This window comes from Martelella mangrovi (assembly GCF_040545495.1).
In the GTDB taxonomy this organism is placed as follows: Bacteria; Pseudomonadota; Alphaproteobacteria; order Rhizobiales; family Rhizobiaceae; genus Martelella; species Martelella mangrovi.
Genome location: NZ_JBEPLY010000011.1, coordinates 129,425 through 145,188, shown reverse-complemented (window position 1 = coordinate 145,188; position 15,764 = coordinate 129,425). Strand labels below are relative to the sequence as shown.

The window sequence follows — 15,764 nt, the reverse complement described above, 5'->3', positions numbered from 1 at the left end:
AACCTCTTGATAGGAAATAAAATGAAAAACATGGCTCGTTCGTTGAACATGACGCCACAAGCACGTCTCCTGTTTGCTCACATGGACAGGACCGGCTCTATCTCGGCCCGCGAAGCGATGGCCGACTACGGCATTACCTCGGCCTCTCTGGCCCGCCGCGTGTGCGACATGGAGCAACACGGCATCGCGATTGTCCGCTCCATCAAGACGCACCCGATCACCGGCAAACAGTACACCCGCTACTCCATCGACATTGAAGCCAACAAGTAAGCTTCGCCAGCTCTTTCAAGGATACTCCCCCATGTATGAACAGTACCTCAATACCACGACGCTCTCCCTTGCTGCTTTCTTCGCACTCGTCGGCCTCTACCATGTTGGCCGCTTTTACGTTTTCCCGGGCGGCAAGGCCGCAGCGGCTCAGCTCAAACCGGCCAAGCTTCGCCAGCACGGGCGCACCGCTGGCCGGACGTGCGGACGCTTCTCCCGCAAGGTCGCAGGCACGATTGGCTCCCTGATCGACTCGATCCCCTCTGCCCTCGACGTACGGGCGGGCTGGCGTCGGCGTCTCTACATGACCATCCTCGTTCCACCGCTGATGCTGGCAGCCGTGTTTATGGCTTTGACCGCACTGGTGCTGGGCGGGGTTGTCGGCCTTGTCAAAGCTCTGGCGGCGCTGTCCTTTGAGCTGCTTTTCGAGGCGGGCGAGATTGGCCACGCACTGAAGAGGGCATGGACCGAGAAGTCTCCTAGCTAATGTCTGGAGAAACGGTCGGCCGTTCTGAGGAGGAGAGCGAGTTCCTAGAGCATCTGCCATGCGATAAGTGCGGCTCCAGTGACGCGAATGCTCTCTTCTCAGACGGTCACCTCTATTGCTATTCCTGCGAAGCCTACACTCCCGCCGAAGGTGGCCCGCCTCCTGAAGCGGGGGGGAACAGGCAAAGGAAAGCAGGGGGCCTGATCTCTGGCGGCGAGTTTTCGGCGCTGACGAAACGAGGGATTGCCGAAATGACCTGTAGGAAATGGGGATACAAGCTCTCCTCCTACAACGGCAAGCGCGTTCAGGTCGCTGAACTCTACAATCCCGAAGGTTCCGAAGTCGTGGCCCAAAAGCTGCGTTTCGCGAACAAAGACTTCCTCGCTCTTGGCGACCTCAAGAAAGCTGGCTTGTTCGGGCAGCATCTCTGGCGCGACAAGGGCAAGATGGTTGTAGTCACTGAGGGCGAAATCGACGCCCTTACGATATCCCAGCTCCAAGACCTGAAATGGCCTGTGGTCTCAATCCCCTCTGGCGCATCGGGAGCTAAGAAGGCACTGGCGAAAAGCCTCGAATGGCTTCTTGGCTTTGAAACAATCGTTCTGTTCTTCGATAACGACGAGCCGGGCCGTTCGGCAGTGGAGGAATGCGCTCCTCTGTTCCCGCCCGGACGCTGCAAGATCGCCCGCATGGACGGCTTCAAGGACGCGAACGAAGCTCACCAAGCAGGGCAATCCGGCGAAGTCATCAACGCCATTTGGGGCGCTAAGGTTTACCGCCCTGATGGGATCGTCGGTGGCGCTGAGATATGGGAAGACCTCACCAATGATGACGAACTGGCGGAAGCTTCCCCTTACCCGTGGCCGGGGCTGAACGAACTCCTCCACGGTCTCCGCATGAGTGAGCTAGTCACCCTGACAGCAGGCTCAGGCGTCGGCAAAACAGAAGTCGTGCGGGCAATCGCTCACTACCTCCTGACCGGAGGCGAGACGCTTGGGATGCTGATGCTTGAAGAAAGCATAAAGCGGACTGCAAAAGGCCTGATGGGGCTGGAGCTAAACCGCCCGATCCATCTCGATATGACCGCATGGGCTGACCTCCCGGAAGAGGAGAAGGAAGCCCGCCGCGCGGCCTATGACACGACGGTCGGCTCCGGGCGGTTGTTCCTCTATGACCACTTCGGTTCGACGGAAGTTGAGAACCTTCTGAACCGCGTCCGCTATCTCGCCAAGGGCTGCGGCTGCCGGTACATCATCCTAGACCACCTTTCGATTGTGGTCTCAGGCCTTGATGACGGCGACGAACGCAAGGCTATCGACGTGGCAATGACGAAGCTCAGGACGCTGGTACAGGAGACAGGCATTTGCCTAATCCTTATCTCACACCTGAAGCGCCCACCTATGGGCAAGGGACACGAAGAGGGGGCGATGACAAGCCTCTCCCAACTTCGCGGCTCCCATTCCATTGCGCAGCTCTCTGACGCCGTTGTCGGCCTAGAGCGCAATCAGCAAGACGAAGTTACCAAAAACATCACGACAGTTCGCGTCCTGAAGAACCGCTTCAGCGGGGAAACGGGGATCGCCGCTCACCTCCTATACGAAAAGGAGACCGGCAAGCTGACTGAGTGCAGCCCCGAGTTCGTCAAATCGATGGCGGACGAGGCAGAAGCAAAGTCGAAACGTTCTGGGTTCCCGGAAGAGGACGACGAGTTTTAACCAAATAGTCCCGAAAATGGGATCAATGATAGGAGATTGAGATGAATGATGGATACAAGCCTGAGGGCCTTCACCATCGGATGAAGCGCCCAGCCGCCAAGGCGGAGTGCGGCGTCCCCGTCCGCATCTTTGACCGGAAGAACCCGGAACGTTTGCTCGGATTTCTTTGCAAAAGACCATCGGCTTCTGTGAAGGGAGGGGTCTTTTGGATGGCTATTTCACGCGCCCCCACGCGGTACCTGTACGAGGACGTTGACGAGTTCAGCCTTAGCTCGGTTTTGCACGTCAAATTTCAGATCGCCTATCGGGACACGGAAGAGGGCTGGATGCGTGAAGCTGTACTCCAGACAGACGAGGCTCTGGAGACTCTGAAGCGGCTCCCTGACTTCCGCTTCCCCGGGGAAACAGGCTGCGAAGCTCGGATGCGCCAAGGGTACTTTGGCTGACCAAGCCCGCCGTCTCGTATTTGATATTGAGACGAACGGCCTCCTAGACGAGCTAGACCGCGTTCATTGCCTAGTGCTTCGAGATATCGATACAGGCGAAACGTGGTCCGGCTCGGCGGACGCCGCTTACAAGTCACCGAATGGAGCGGTAGTTATCTCCATAGCGGAAGCCGTGAAGATGCTGACGGAAGCGTCCTTGCTGTGCGGCCACAATATCATCGCCTTCGACATTCCCGCGCTCCAGAAGGTCTACCCGTGGTTCAGACCGAAAGCGGTAATCCGTGATACGCTGGTTCTCACGCGGCTTCTCTGGCCTACCGAAACGATCCGTGACGGGGACTTCAAGCGCTTCCGCGCGGGTACGATGCCTGCGAAGGTCATTGGGCGCTACAGTCTTGAAGCGTGGGGCTATCGGCTCGGCAATTACAAAGGCGACTACGCAGGCTCATGGCTCCACTGGAACGTGGAAATGCAGGAGTATTGCGAGCAGGACGTGGAAGTCACCACGGCTTTGTTTGCCCGCTGTGAAGCGAAAGAACCCGCGGAAGAAAGCGTCCAGCTTGAACACGCGGTTCAGACGATCATCTCCCGGCAAGAGGCATATGGCTTCGGGTTCGACGTTGGTAAAGCGGGCGAACTCTACAGTCTCCTCGTGCAGCGCCGGACGGAGCTGGAGGCCCGCCTTCAGGAAGTCTTCCCGCCGTGGGTTGTCGAGACCCCATTCTACCCCAAGGTCAACAACAAGGCCCGGGGATATGTGAAGGGCGAACTCTTCATCAAGCGCAAGGAAGTGACGTTCAACCCATCCTCCCGCGTCCATATCGCGCAGCGCCTCACGGCTCAACGCGGCTGGGAACCGAAGGAGTACACCGACGACGGAAAGCCGAAGGTGGACGAAACGGTCCTCTCAAGCCTGCCGTGGCCGGAAGCCAAAGTCCTGACAGAATTCCTCCTGGTCGATAAGCGGATTGGCCAACTCGCCAACGGCAAACAGGCGTGGCTGAAGCACGTCAAGGAAGATGGGCGCATTCACGGCAGGGTGACAACGAACGGCGCGGTCACGGGCCGCATGACGCACTCACACCCGAACTGCGCTCAGGTTCCTTCCGGCGATAGCCCTTACGGCCACGAATGCCGGAGCCTCTGGGTGGCGAAGGGGCGCGGCAAGGTGCTGGTCGGTGCTGACGCCGACGCCTTGGAGCTTTGCTGTCTCGCTGGCTACATGGCCCGCCATGACAACGGGGATTATGTCCGCGTCGTTCTGGAGGGTGATAAGAGCAACCACACTGACATTCACTCGGTCAACGCGCGGGCGCTCGGCTGTGACAGAAGCACGGCCAAGGTCTGGTTCTATGCCTTCATCTACGGGGCAGGGGACTTCAAGCTGGGCACGATCCTCGAAGCGCCGCCCGGGCAGGAGATGAATTACGGCAAGCGGTCTCGCGCTCGCTTCCTGAAGAACCTCCCCGCCCTCGGCAAAATCACCAAGCGGGTGAAGGACCGGGTGAACGGGAAGGCTTTCACGCCTGACGGTAGCAAGGCCCCTCGTCATCTGAAGGGATTGGACGGGCGCAAACTAAGCTGCCGGTCGGCGCATTCCGCACTGAACACGCTCCTGCAAAGCGCGGGGGCGATCCTCATGAAACGAGCTTTGGTCATCTTGGACGATGCCCTTCAAGCCGCTGGGCTTGTGCCCGGCGTGAACTACGAGTTCGTCGCGAACGTCCACGACGAGTGGCAAATCGAGACGGACGAAGACAAGGCTGAATATGTCGGACAACAAGCGGTCGCAGCCATTACGGCAGCGGGCGTCTATTACAACTTCGGCTGTCCCCTTTCAGGCTCATGGTCTGCGGGGGCAAGCTGGGCAGAAACTCACTGAGGTACTGGAGCGGTGCTGGCATAACCCGCCGTATACCAAGAGCGACTTCGCAAAATGTGAAGCCGACTGGATCGCAGTTGCCGCCAGTCTCAACTGGATCACTACGCAGGTAGGGCTGGGCGAGTTCGGGCGGCAATGGCGGGTCACGCCGGAGGGGGTACATGTGCTCTTCTCCGGCTGGGGCCGCTTAGAACTGCCTAGCGACTAGACGGAAAGGAAAAAGAGCAACCATTGAAACGCACGTTGCTAATCGACGCTGACGTTACGGCTTATCAAGCCGCGTCTGCCGTCGAAGAAGCGCTTGAAATCGAGCCGGACTATTGGGTCTGGAGCTGTGATTTCAAGAGGGTGAAAGCCCGCATTGAGGAGAACATCGCGTTCTTCATGCAGGAGCTTAAAGCCGACGACTATATCCTTTGCCTTACGGACAGCGCCGGGAACTTCCGCCGTGAAGTCTACCCCGGTTACAAAGGAAACCGAGTCAAGGTGAAACGCCCGCTGGCCCTGAAGCCAGCGAAAGAATGGATGATTGAGGAATTGAACGCTTACTTCAGGCCAAGGCTTGAGGGCGACGATATCCTCGGCATTCTCGCTACCCATCCCCACCTCGTCCCGGGAGAGAAGGTTATCGTGTCTTTGGATAAGGACATGAAGACGGTCCCCGGCCTTTACTACCGGAACCCTGATGATGGCCTCGTGTTGATCACTGAGGCCGAAGCCGAACGGTATTTCTTCAATCAGGTTCTCACGGGCGATGTGACGGACGGCTACCCCGGGTGCCCGGGCGTCGGGCCGAAGAAGGCCGAGAAAATCCTAGGCGACCTGGGCGGCGCGGAGGCTTGGCAGGCAATCGTCGCTGCCTATGAGAAAGCCGGTCTGACCGAAGCCGACGCCCTGACGCAGGCCCGGTGTGCCCGCATCCTTCATGCTTCCGATTATGACTTCAAGAGAAAGGAACCCAAGCTTTGGAATCCCCCAAAGTAATCACTAAGTTCTTCCGGGGGCAGTACAAATTCCCCCTCAACTTTACGCTGGTTATTGGCGAAGAGCGGAGCACCGGCGCTTATCAGTACCCGTTCCGCTGGTTCGCGGTAGGCAGCACTCCGCACCCCTTCATTGCCCATACCCGGTTCGCGTTCCTTGAGGTATACGGGCGCACCTTTGGCATGGAATGGCAGTGGCCACGGTTCTCTACGGAGAAAACCCGGAGGCTTCGCAAGTGATCATCGGCCTCTACAGTCCGCAGGCCGGGAGTGGAAAGTCCGAAGCCGCCTATGCGCTGATCAACTCCGCAAAGTTCTCCCGGGTCCGCCTAGCCGGTGCCCTCAAGGAAATGCTCGGTGCGCTCCTCTATAGCATGGGATTCCGGGGCGATGCCCTTCGCGAAATGGTCGATGGAAGGCTGAAGGATACCAAAATCGCTGCCCTCTACGGGAAAAGCCCCCGCGATCTCATGATCTCCCTCGGTCTCAAGTGGGGCCGGGGGATGGTCGCCGACACCCTCTGGCTGGACACCGCCCGCAGGGCTTTGAACGCCGTAACAGGAGCAGGCGCCTCGGCTGTCGTGGACGATATCAGGTTCCCGAACGAGGCCCAGATGATCCGCGACATGGGCGGCTATCTTGTGAAGATCGAACGCCCGTCTCCCTCCCGGGACGGGGGCAAGGAAGCTGAAGGCCAGCTAGGCGGCTGGGGGTTCGACGCGGTGATCACCAACGACGGGACGCTTGAGGAATTTAAGCGGAAAGTCGCGGCACTTCCGCAACGCCTGCGCCGCCCTGATTAGTGGACACTTCTAGGTAAGTGAGCCCCCACAATGGAAAAGAACGAACTACCCACTATTCCGGCAATCTCGGACGAACTGCTTTCCGCGCTGGACAGGCGTTTCCCCGAGCGATGCCCGGACGCCGAGACGCCAGACCGCGAAATCTGGATGGCAGCGGGAAAACGGCATCTCGTCCGCTTCCTTCTCGCTGAGAAGGCCCGCCAAGACCAACAATCAATGAAAGGAAGTGTACTTTAATGTGCATTCGCTTCGGCCCTTCTCGATCCCAGAAGAGGGCCATGCAGAGACAGAACGAACTTCAAGAGCAGATTTTGGAGCAGCAGAAGCAAGCCGAAGCTGCCCGACAGGCTCAGGAACAGAAAGCGCTTCAGTTGCGCGAGCAGGAACTTTCCTTCCAGAAAGAGCAGGCGCTGTACACCAAGGAACGGCAGGCGAAGGCCGACGCTATCGCGGCGCGTCCCGATGCCGTGACAGTCTCAGGCGCTTCCGCTGGCACCGTAGGGGAGGTCATGACGAACGACATGACCGCCTCCAGCGATGATACCGTGACCCGCAAGAAACGCGGACGCGGCGCGTTGCGCATCGACATGAATAAGCCGCAGTCGGCGGGCGCGACCGGCATCAACATTCCGCAAGGCTAAGTGGCCGCAGGTAATACGGCAGCGGGGCGGTATGCGCAGCTAACCTCCAAACGCAGTTCCTTCCTCTCTCGGGGCTGGGACTGCGCAGAGCTGACGATTCCGTCCCTATTGCCTCGCAACCACGCGACCGCTTCAGGCGGTTCGCCCGCATTTCATACACCCTATCAGGGCCTCGGTGCCCGGGGCGTGAACAACCTCGCTTCTAAGCTCCTCATGGCCCTTCTTCCGGCCAATCAGTCGATATTTCGGCTGACGATAGACGACTTCACGCTGGAAGAGCTGACCGGCAAGCCCGACGCTCGTGCGGAGATTGAGAAGGCGCTGGGCAAAATCGAACGGGCTGTCGGGACTGAGATTGAGGCAACCGCCGTCCGTCCTTCGATCTTCGAAGCGTTCAAGCAGTTGATCACGGTCGGCAATGCCCTGCTTTACGTGCTCCCTGAGGGGGGCGTGAAGGTGTTTAAGCTCGACAACTACGTGGTGAAACGTGACCCCTCGGGCAACGTGATCGAGATTGTCGTAAAGGAGCAGGTCTCCCCGCTCGTTCTGCCGGAGAAAACCAAGCGGCTCTTGAAAGACAAGGGCGAGCGCGAAAGCGCTGATGGTACGGTGGATATCTACACATGGATTCGACGCAAGCGCGGCAAGTTCAGCGTCCATCAAGAGGTGAAGGGAGAGCTTGTCCCCGGGACGAAAGGAACGTACCCGGTCGAGAAGACCCCTTGGATTCCTCTTCGCTGGGTGAAGATTGACGGCGAAGACTACGGACGCAGCCACGTTGAAGAATACATTGGCGACCTCCGGTCCCTCGAAGGTCTGACAAAGGCTATCGTTGAAGGCTCGGCAGCCGCCGCAAAGGTGCTTTTCCTTGTCGATCCTAACGGGATCACGAGTGAACGCACGATTGCCAACGCCCCGCCTAGTGCGGTTCGTTCGGGGAACGCAAAGGACGTTTCGGTCCTTCAGGTCGACAAATATGCCGACTTCCGCGTTGCTCTCGAAACGGTCAACCGACTTGAACAGCGGCTCGCCCAGGCATTCCTTCTTACGGCCTCTGTCACGCGGCAGGCCGAACGGGTTACTGCCGAAGAAATCCGCCTCATTGCGGGAGAGCTTGAGGATGCCCTAGGCGGCGTCTACTCGGTACAGAGTGCCGAGTTTCAGCTTCCCTTCGTGCGGCGCTTAATGTTCCAGATGGAGCAGCAGGGCCGACTTCCTTCTCTCCCGCCCGACACGGTACGCCCGTCCATCGTGGCCGGAATGAACGCACTCGGACGAGGGCACGACCTCAACCGCTTAATGACCTTCAGCCAGACCGCAAGGCAGGCCGTGGGCGACGAAACATTCGCCGAAGCGGTTCGCGGGCACGACTTCATCACTCGCATCGGCACTTCGCTGTCTATCGACATGGACGGCCTCATGCGGACTGAGAAGGAGATTGCGGAAGGCCGTAGGCAGAACAGCCAAGCGCGGCTCATGGAGCAGCTAGGCCCCGAAGCCATGCGTCAAGCAGGGCAGCAACAGATCACAGCACAGCAGAAAGGAGCCTCGTAATGGCAGAAGAACAGGACGCGGCAAAGCCCGCCGCCCCCAAGAAGAAGACCACCCGCCCGAAGGCGCAGCCGTCTAGTCACCAGACGAACGGCGTGATTGCCCCCAACATCAAACGGATCGACTTTTAATGGAAACATCTGAAGGAACGCAGGCACCGGAAGCCCCGCAGGAAACGGCAGCAGCCGAACGCCCCGCTTGGCTTCCTGAGAAGTTCAACTCCCCGGAAGACTTTGCAGCTTCCTACGCTGAGCTGGAGCGCAAACAGTCGGCAGGCGCAGCCGCGCCGCAGCCGGTGAGCGGAGCGGAGGCACAGGCAACGCCTGAAGCGGCAAAGGAGCTTGGCAATTCGCTGGAGGCGAAGGGCCTGAACATCGCTGACTTCTACGCGGAGTATGCCGAGCACGGCTCCCTTTCCGAAGAGAGCTACAAGAAGCTGGAGGAAGCGGGCCGTCCCCGGGCTGAGATCGACAGCTTCATTCAGGGGCAGGAAGCCTTGATGGCGCAGCAGACAGCATCGATCTACGCTGAGGTCGGCGGCGAAGCCAAGTTCAAGGCTATTCAGCAGTGGGCACGGGCAACGCTCTCTCCTCGGGAGATCGAGGCATACAACCGCATCACGGAAAGCGGCACCTTTGAGGCCCTGAGGCTGGCAGTGCAGGGCATGGCCTCGCGCTATCAGGCGGCGAACGGCAGTGAACCGCAGCTCGTCGGAGGTGAATCCGCTGGCCACGCTGAAGGCTTCGGCTCCAAGCAGGAAGTTATCGAAGCCATGAAGGATCCTCGCTACCGCAAAGACCCTGCCTATCAGAAGCAAGTCTATGAAAAGCTCCGAGCCGGTAGCCCCTTCCGCCCCTGATCAGTCGGACTATACCCCCTCGTGGAGAATCCGCCGCAAGCTACTCTATCTCGTTTTGGGATGGAGCGCGGCGATGGTCACTTGGCTCCTTATCCTAGGACCGAATGACTCTCTCCACGAGACGGGGCTTCTGGCTATCACCGGCATGACCACCTCACTTCTCCTCGGCTATTTCGGCTTCGCCACGCTCGGCGACCGCGACACGCTCAAACACCGGAGACCCCGACCCTGATCAAGAAGTTTCTGAAAAGCTTCTACGGCTATTTTACCGCCGCTTTGATCGGCCTCGTATTCACGCTGGGGCTGATGACGAAGAACCTAACCCAACAGAACTGGAGCCTTCAGGCCGACAATGCCTCCCTGAGACAGGAGCAGGCCGAACTCCAGCTTTCCATGAAAACCCTTGAAATGACCTATACCAAGCGCCTCGCTGAAACTGAGGCACTTCTGAAGGTCAAGGAGGCTGTCAACAGTGAAGAAGACGAGCCTGTGCCTCGCGCTATTGCCCGTGCTCTTGATGGGCTGCGTGAGCGCTAAGCGCGTCATTCCTGAGTCCCTTCTAGTCTGCAAGGACGCTCCCGAAGTCCCGGCTCAGGGGGCGCAATCCCGCGCTGTCGGGAACTACATCATCGACCTTTACGATGCCCACTCCGATTGTTTCACGCGCCTCAACGGGGTCCGTGCGATTGTCGCAGGGGAGAATAAACCGGAGGGAGGCCCCTAGGCCTTCCGCCTCGCTGCATCGCCAGAACTACTCGTGTGTTTCCAAGACCTCACGGCTCCTAAGCCGGTAGTCAAAAGGTTTCCCAACAAACAGGATTGAATGAAAACGCAGGCCCTCTGAGGAGGATAACCCGCGTGGCCGCTCGTGAATGTTTTGGAGACCGACAATCCCAAACAACACACACGAAAGGCTCACCCTTAATGGCTGATGCAAATGCTACCCCGTCGCGTCTCGGTATCAAGAACGGCACAGGCGCTGACGACGCTCTCTTCCTTGACGTTTTCTCCGGCGAAGTCCTGACGGCTCACGATGAAGTCAACGTCATGGCTGACCGCCACTACGTCCGCACGATCACGAGTGGCAAGAGCGCTTCCTTCCCGGCAACATGGAAGATCGACGCCCACTATCACGTCCCGGGCCAGTTCATCGGCGGGCAGGAAACCGTTCAGAGTGAGCGCGTCATCACTATCGACGACCTGCTTATCTCTGACGTATTCATCCCGAATATCGACGAGGCGAAGAACCACTACGACGCCCGGTCCATCTTCACCCGCAAGGCGGGGCAGGCGCTCGCAAACGAGTGGGACCGTAACGTCCTGAAGACCCTGATTCTCACGGCCCGCGAAAGCGGCACTGTGGAGGGTTCCCCGGGCGGCTCGCGTCTCGACGCTGGTGCGGACATTCTCACCAACGCCAACTCCGCCCTCGTGAACTCGCTCTATGAGGCGGCGGTAGTCCTCGATGAAAAGGACGTACCGGAGCACGATCGCTACGCGGTCATCAAGCCCGCCCAATACTACAAGCTGGTGCTGGACCCGAAGGCGATCAACCGCGACTTCACCGCTGGCAACGGCGATATCCGCACGGGCAAGGTCTTCGATATTGCCGGGATCAACATCGTTAAGTCGAACCACGTCCCGACGAAGAACCTCTCTGCTCCCTCTGGTGCGGCGGGCCCGCGCCCGATGGCGAAGTATGCGGGCGACTTCTCCAACACTGTCGGCGCGGTGGCAACGCCGGATGCTGTCGGCACTGTCAAGCTGATGGACCTCGCGGTTGAGGGTGAATACCAGATCAACCGGCAGGGCACTTTGATCGTCGCGAAGTACGCGATGGGCCACGGCGGTCTCCGCCCGGAGTGCATCGTTGAGCTGTCCTCGGCCACTGGCGCGTAAAGCACAAAACTAACCCTAGGGGGGCTTCAGAGAAATCTGTGGCCCCCCTTTTTTTCATCTCCAGCAATCCGTCTAGCCCCTAGACGCAGCGAAAGGATCAATGAGCAACGTAAGCCTCACGACGGAACTAAGCGCAGTCAACACTATTCTTTCCATTATCGGCGAAGCCCCGGTCAACACGGTCGAAGATACCGGCGTTGTCGATGCGGTAATGGCCCGTCAAATTCTCCAAGAAACAAACCGGCAGGTTCAGGCCGTAGGCTGGAGCTGGAACCTAGACGAGAACTACAAACTGGTCCCCACGTTTCCGCTTCCCGGCACAATCTACGTCCCCGCCAACACTCTCGCGGTGGACCCGGTGGACCGCAAGGAACACCTGATCGTTCGCGGAACCCGTCTCTGGGACCGCCTCAACCACACCTATTCCTTCGATGCGCCGGTCTTCGTGAATATCACCCGGCTCCTCGACTTCGAAGAGCTTCCGCAGCCTGCGCGGCATTACATCACCGTGCGGGCGGGCAGGATTTTTCAGGACCGCGTGGTCGGCTCCCAGACGCTCTCCGGCTTTAACGCCAACGACGAGGCGCGGGCCTATGTGCAGCTCAAGAACATTGAAGCCGAAGTCGCCGGTTACACCTTGTTTACCGGTAGCCGAAGCCGGAGGGGCTTGAGCTAATGCCGGTGATATCGGGGTCGATCCCGAACCTTGTCAACGGCGTGTCCCAGCAGCCCTTTGCCCTCCGACTGGCCTCACAGGCCGAAGAGCAGATTAACGGCTATAGCTCCATCGTGGACGGCCTCGCGAAGCGTCCCCCCACGCTGCATTCGGCAAAGCTTCAGGCTGACCTAACCGACAACTCCTATCTTCACATCATCAACCGCGATGCGAACGAGCGCTATGTCGTCGTGACTGGCGAAGGCGACCTGAAGGTCTTCGACCTCGCGGGCAATGCGCAGACGGTCTCTTTCCCGGATGGCAAGGACTATCTGGCGAGTACGGACCTCTCGATGATCACCATTGCGGACTACACCTTCGTGGTGAACAAGAGCATGTCTGTCGCCATGGCCGAAGAGACCGCGCCCGAGCGTCCCCCTGAGGGAATGGTGTTTGTGCGGCAGGGGAACTACCAGACCACTTACCGGGTTTTCGTGGATGAAACCAAGGTGGCTGAGTACACCACCGACAAGCTTGAAGCTTCAACCATTGCGACGGATCACATTGCCGCCCAACTTCAGCAGCAGTTCGCGGAGAACGCCGATTTCAACGTGAGCCGGTCGGGTTCAACACTTCACATCTACCGGAAAGACAGCGGTAGTTTTAAGCTCCGCACAGAGGACGGGATCGCGGACGCTGGGATGGTCGCGATCACGGGCAGTGTTCAGTCTTTCACGAGCCTGCCAGCGAAGGCGATCAGCGGCTACATGGCGGAAGTCACCGGGGCGCAGGGGAACCAGTACGATAATTTCTACGTGCAGTACCAAGGCTCGAACATGGATGGGGTCTGGCAGGAGATAGCAAAGCCCGGGCGCAAGGTCGCGCTCGACGCAGCAACGATGCCGCACGTCCTTGTGAGAGAGGCCGACGGTTCCTTCACATTCCGAAAAGCCGAGTGGGAAAAGTGCGAGAGCGGCGACGAAGACACAGCCCCGGAGCCTTCCTTTGTCGGTGGGAAGATATCCGACATCTTCTTCTACCGGAACCGCCTCGGCTTCATCTCCGACGAGAACGTTGTTTTCTCCCGGTCGGCGGACTTCTTCAACTTCTGGCGGTCCTCGGCAACAGGCCTCTTGGACACAGACCCGATTGACGTTGCGGTCTCCCATGTGAAGGTCTCTCTCCTCCGCCATGCGATCCCCTTCAATGAAACCCTCATTCTCTTCAGTGATCGGACGCAGTTCGTCCTGGGGGCGGGGGACATTCTCACGCCGGATACCGTGTCAATTGCGCAGGCTACCGAGTTCGACGCCTCGGCAAGCTGCCGCCCGGTCGGGGCAGGTTCCTTCCTGTATTTCACCACCAGTCGCGGGGGGTTCTCCTCGGTGCGGGAATACTATGTGACCGGCGATGCGAACAACAAGGATGCGAACGACGTAACGGCGCATGTTCCGCAGTACATTCGCGGGGGGATCGCCAAGCTCAGCGCCTCGACAACTGAGGACATAATCGTGGCGCTCTCGGACACCTGCCGTAACGAGATTTACACCTACAAGTATTTCTACACCGGGCAGGAAAAGGCGCAATCCTCGTGGTCTCGCTGGACGTTCCCAGAGCAGGACAAAATCCTCAACTGCGATTTCATCGACAATTCGCTGTGGCTCCTGATCAAGCGCCCTGACGGCCTCTACCTTGAACAAATGAAGATTGAGGCAGACCGCCGCGCCGGGGCGCTTCCGTTCGATATCCATCTGGACCGCCGCGTCTCAGAGCAGCAGTGCCTTGATATTTCGTATGATCCCGCCAGCCGGAAGAGCACGATCAAGCTGCCTTACGAAGAGGACGGCAAGCTTCAGTTCGTCACTGTCGGGGACGGGGGGCCTCGTCCTAAGGGCTACCTCATAGACCCGGAGCGCCCGAGCGCGGACGCTGTTAGAGTGCCCGGAGACTACCGGGGCGTTTCGTTCTGTGTCGGCAGGGTTTACGAACTGCGTTATGTCTTCTCCCCGCTGATGATCCGCGACAACGCGCCGGGCGGTGGGCAGATCGCGAACACTGAAGGCCGTCTGCAAATCAGGCGCGTCCTCGTGAACTACAACCGCTCCGGCTACTTCCGCATCGAAGTCACCCCGTACCGGCGCAGCACCTACACCTACGTCTTCTCAGGGCGGGTTATCGGCTCCGGCAAGAACGTCTGGGGGGAGCCTGTGGTGGATACGGGCAGCTTCAAGTTCCCTGTCATGTCCAACAATATGCAGGTCAAGATTGAGGTCATCAACGACACTCCGCTACCCACGCACCTCCTTAACGCGGATTGGGAGGCCCTCTACTCAGTGCGCACCCAGAGGATAGCCTGATGGGTGCGCCTCGCTTTCGTCCTACGGTTCTCAAGGATTGCCACGTCATGGCAGAGGAGCTTCGCCCGGAGGATAAAGAAGAGGCCCGGGCGGGCGGGGCTTCGCCGCTTCAAGCGCTTGTCTCGGGCTTTGCGCTCTCCGATCAGTGTTTCACGATTGAAGCCGACGAGGGGCCTATAGCGATCTTTGGGCACGTCCGCCTCCCGGACGGGGAAGGCTCGCCTTGGTTATTGGGGACTGAAGGGATCGAACGCCATTGGCTTTGGTTCCTCCGAAACTCACCCGAGATCATCGCCCGGGTTCAGCGGCCCTACCGAAGGATCTACAATTTCGTGGACGCTCGAAACGCCGTTCACATCAAATGGCTCCGCTGGTGCGGCTTCTCCTTTGCGGAGCAGCCCCTAAAGCTGGGGCCGGAAACCAGACCCTTTTACTATTTTTGGAAGGAAACCCCATAAGTGTGTGCCGTTATCGGCCTTGCGCTAGGTGCGGCAGGCTCGCTTATGTCCGCCAGCGGGCAAAGCCAAGCCGCAGCAGCAAGGAACCTATACGCCGCTGAGACTGACACCAAGCGGCTTCAGCAGCGCTTGGACGTTACCAAGTACAACAACAAGAAGTATGCGCAGGATATCCGCTATCAGGGCGAAGTTCTGGAGTTCAAGCGTTCGGAGTTTGACCGGCAGGCCGAACACAGCGCGAAGGCTATCAACTCGATTGAGACGAACCTTTTCAATCAGTTCGGAACCCTGATGAACCGGATGGTTCAAGAGAACATGGCCGCAGTTCTCGAAGAGGATGAAATCCGCAGGAGCGGCAGAAGCGCCCGGGCGACCGCGCAGGTGAATGCCGACGCTAGGGGAGTCAGCGGCGCTTCCGTGGATATGATCGCAGGCGACATTAGCAGGCAGGAGGGGGAAGCCCTGACGGTTCGCGGGATGAACGCCGCAGCGACACAACAGCAGCTCCTCCTTGAAGGGCAGGCAGTGAAAGCCCGCTCAGACACCTCGATCTATAACCTTGGCATTCAGACCTTCGCGCCGACGCCTTCCGTCCAAGCGCCCGCCCCGGTCGCGCCCTATCAGCCCACTCAGCGGGTCAAGGGGCCTTCGCTGGCGACCACGCTTGTTTCAACAGCAGGGCAGGCGGTCTCTCAGTATGCCGGCCTATCGGCGCAGGGCATCAACCCCTTCGCGATCTAACCCAACACAAAGGATAATTA

General features: G+C 59.1%; 18 protein-coding genes. All 18 read left to right on the top strand.

Going from position 1 to position 15,764, the window contains the following annotated elements; genetic code table 11:
• The first annotated feature begins 30 nt into the window (after positions 1-30).
• The 18 genes from ABID12_RS15370 to ABID12_RS15285 all read left to right on the top strand — a co-directional run bounded on the left by ABID12_RS15370 (position 31) and on the right by ABID12_RS15285 (position 15,744).
• The gene (locus ABID12_RS15370) at positions 31-270 is read left to right on the top strand and encodes a helix-turn-helix domain-containing protein (protein WP_354434989.1); all 240 of its coding nucleotides are present in this window, start codon (positions 31-33) and stop codon (positions 268-270) included.
• 31 nt (positions 271-301) lie between these two features.
• Positions 302-754, top strand: a complete 453-nt coding sequence (locus ABID12_RS15365; RefSeq protein ID WP_354434988.1) for a hypothetical protein — start codon at positions 302-304, stop codon at positions 752-754.
• Positions 754-2,469 carry a DnaB-like helicase C-terminal domain-containing protein gene (locus ABID12_RS15360; RefSeq protein ID WP_354434987.1) on the top strand — a complete coding sequence of 572 codons (1,716 nt, stop codon included), beginning with the start codon at positions 754-756 and terminating at the stop codon, positions 2,467-2,469. Before ABID12_RS15365 ends, ABID12_RS15360 begins: the two co-directional genes overlap by 1 nt.
• Before the next feature lie 624 nt (positions 2,470-3,093).
• Positions 3,094-4,797 carry a DNA polymerase gene (locus tag ABID12_RS15355; RefSeq protein WP_354434986.1) on the top strand — a complete coding sequence of 568 codons (1,704 nt, stop codon included), beginning with the start codon at positions 3,094-3,096 and terminating at the stop codon, positions 4,795-4,797.
• Positions 4,798-5,028: 231 nt separating this feature from the next.
• Positions 5,029-5,781: a hypothetical protein gene (locus ABID12_RS15350; protein ID WP_354434985.1), complete on the top strand. Its 753-nt coding sequence runs from the start codon at positions 5,029-5,031 to the stop codon at positions 5,779-5,781.
• A 193-nt stretch (positions 5,782-5,974) separates the two neighbouring features.
• On the top strand, positions 5,975-6,583 hold the full coding sequence (locus tag ABID12_RS15345) for a deoxynucleotide monophosphate kinase family protein (RefSeq protein WP_354434984.1): 609 nt from the start codon (positions 5,975-5,977) through the stop codon (positions 6,581-6,583).
• A gap of 30 nt (positions 6,584-6,613) precedes the next feature.
• A complete protein-coding gene (locus tag ABID12_RS15340) occupies positions 6,614-6,820 on the top strand; it encodes a hypothetical protein (protein WP_354434983.1) in 207 nt (68 codons plus the stop codon).
• A 41-nt stretch (positions 6,821-6,861) separates the two neighbouring features.
• Positions 6,862-7,224 (top strand): hypothetical protein, encoded by a 363-nt coding sequence (locus tag ABID12_RS15335; protein ID WP_354434982.1) that lies wholly within the window; start codon positions 6,862-6,864, stop codon positions 7,222-7,224.
• The gene (locus ABID12_RS15330; RefSeq protein WP_354434981.1) at positions 7,225-8,778 is read left to right on the top strand and encodes a portal protein; all 1,554 of its coding nucleotides are present in this window, start codon (positions 7,225-7,227) and stop codon (positions 8,776-8,778) included. It begins immediately after the preceding gene.
• Positions 8,778-8,906: a hypothetical protein gene (locus ABID12_RS15325; protein ID WP_354434980.1), complete on the top strand. Its 129-nt coding sequence runs from the start codon at positions 8,778-8,780 to the stop codon at positions 8,904-8,906. The genes ABID12_RS15330 and ABID12_RS15325 overlap by 1 nt, the downstream gene beginning before the upstream one ends.
• Complete coding sequence (locus tag ABID12_RS15320) at positions 8,906-9,634, top strand: capsid assembly protein (protein ID WP_354434979.1); 729 nt, start codon at positions 8,906-8,908, stop codon at positions 9,632-9,634. The genes ABID12_RS15325 and ABID12_RS15320 overlap by 1 nt, the downstream gene beginning before the upstream one ends.
• A gap of 73 nt (positions 9,635-9,707) precedes the next feature.
• Positions 9,708-9,866 carry a hypothetical protein gene (locus tag ABID12_RS15315; protein WP_354434978.1) on the top strand — a complete coding sequence of 53 codons (159 nt, stop codon included), beginning with the start codon at positions 9,708-9,710 and terminating at the stop codon, positions 9,864-9,866.
• 74 nt (positions 9,867-9,940) lie between these two features.
• Positions 9,941-10,171: a hypothetical protein gene (locus tag ABID12_RS15310; RefSeq protein WP_354434977.1), complete on the top strand. Its 231-nt coding sequence runs from the start codon at positions 9,941-9,943 to the stop codon at positions 10,169-10,171.
• 387 nt (positions 10,172-10,558) lie between these two features.
• The gene (locus ABID12_RS15305) at positions 10,559-11,533 is read left to right on the top strand and encodes a major capsid protein (RefSeq protein ID WP_354434976.1); all 975 of its coding nucleotides are present in this window, start codon (positions 10,559-10,561) and stop codon (positions 11,531-11,533) included.
• Between the two features lie 100 nt (positions 11,534-11,633).
• On the top strand, positions 11,634-12,209 hold the full coding sequence (locus ABID12_RS15300; RefSeq protein ID WP_354434975.1) for a phage tail tubular protein A: 576 nt from the start codon (positions 11,634-11,636) through the stop codon (positions 12,207-12,209).
• On the top strand, positions 12,209-14,545 hold the full coding sequence (locus ABID12_RS15295) for a phage nozzle protein (RefSeq protein ID WP_354434974.1): 2,337 nt from the start codon (positions 12,209-12,211) through the stop codon (positions 14,543-14,545). Before ABID12_RS15300 ends, ABID12_RS15295 begins: the two co-directional genes overlap by 1 nt.
• Before the next feature lie 47 nt (positions 14,546-14,592).
• Positions 14,593-15,003, top strand: a complete 411-nt coding sequence (locus tag ABID12_RS15290; protein WP_354434973.1) for a hypothetical protein — start codon at positions 14,593-14,595, stop codon at positions 15,001-15,003.
• Positions 15,004-15,744, top strand: a complete 741-nt coding sequence (locus ABID12_RS15285) for a virion core protein, T7 gp14 family (RefSeq protein WP_435528242.1) — start codon at positions 15,004-15,006, stop codon at positions 15,742-15,744. It abuts the gene before it with no gap.
• Positions 15,745-15,764 lie beyond the last annotated feature (20 nt).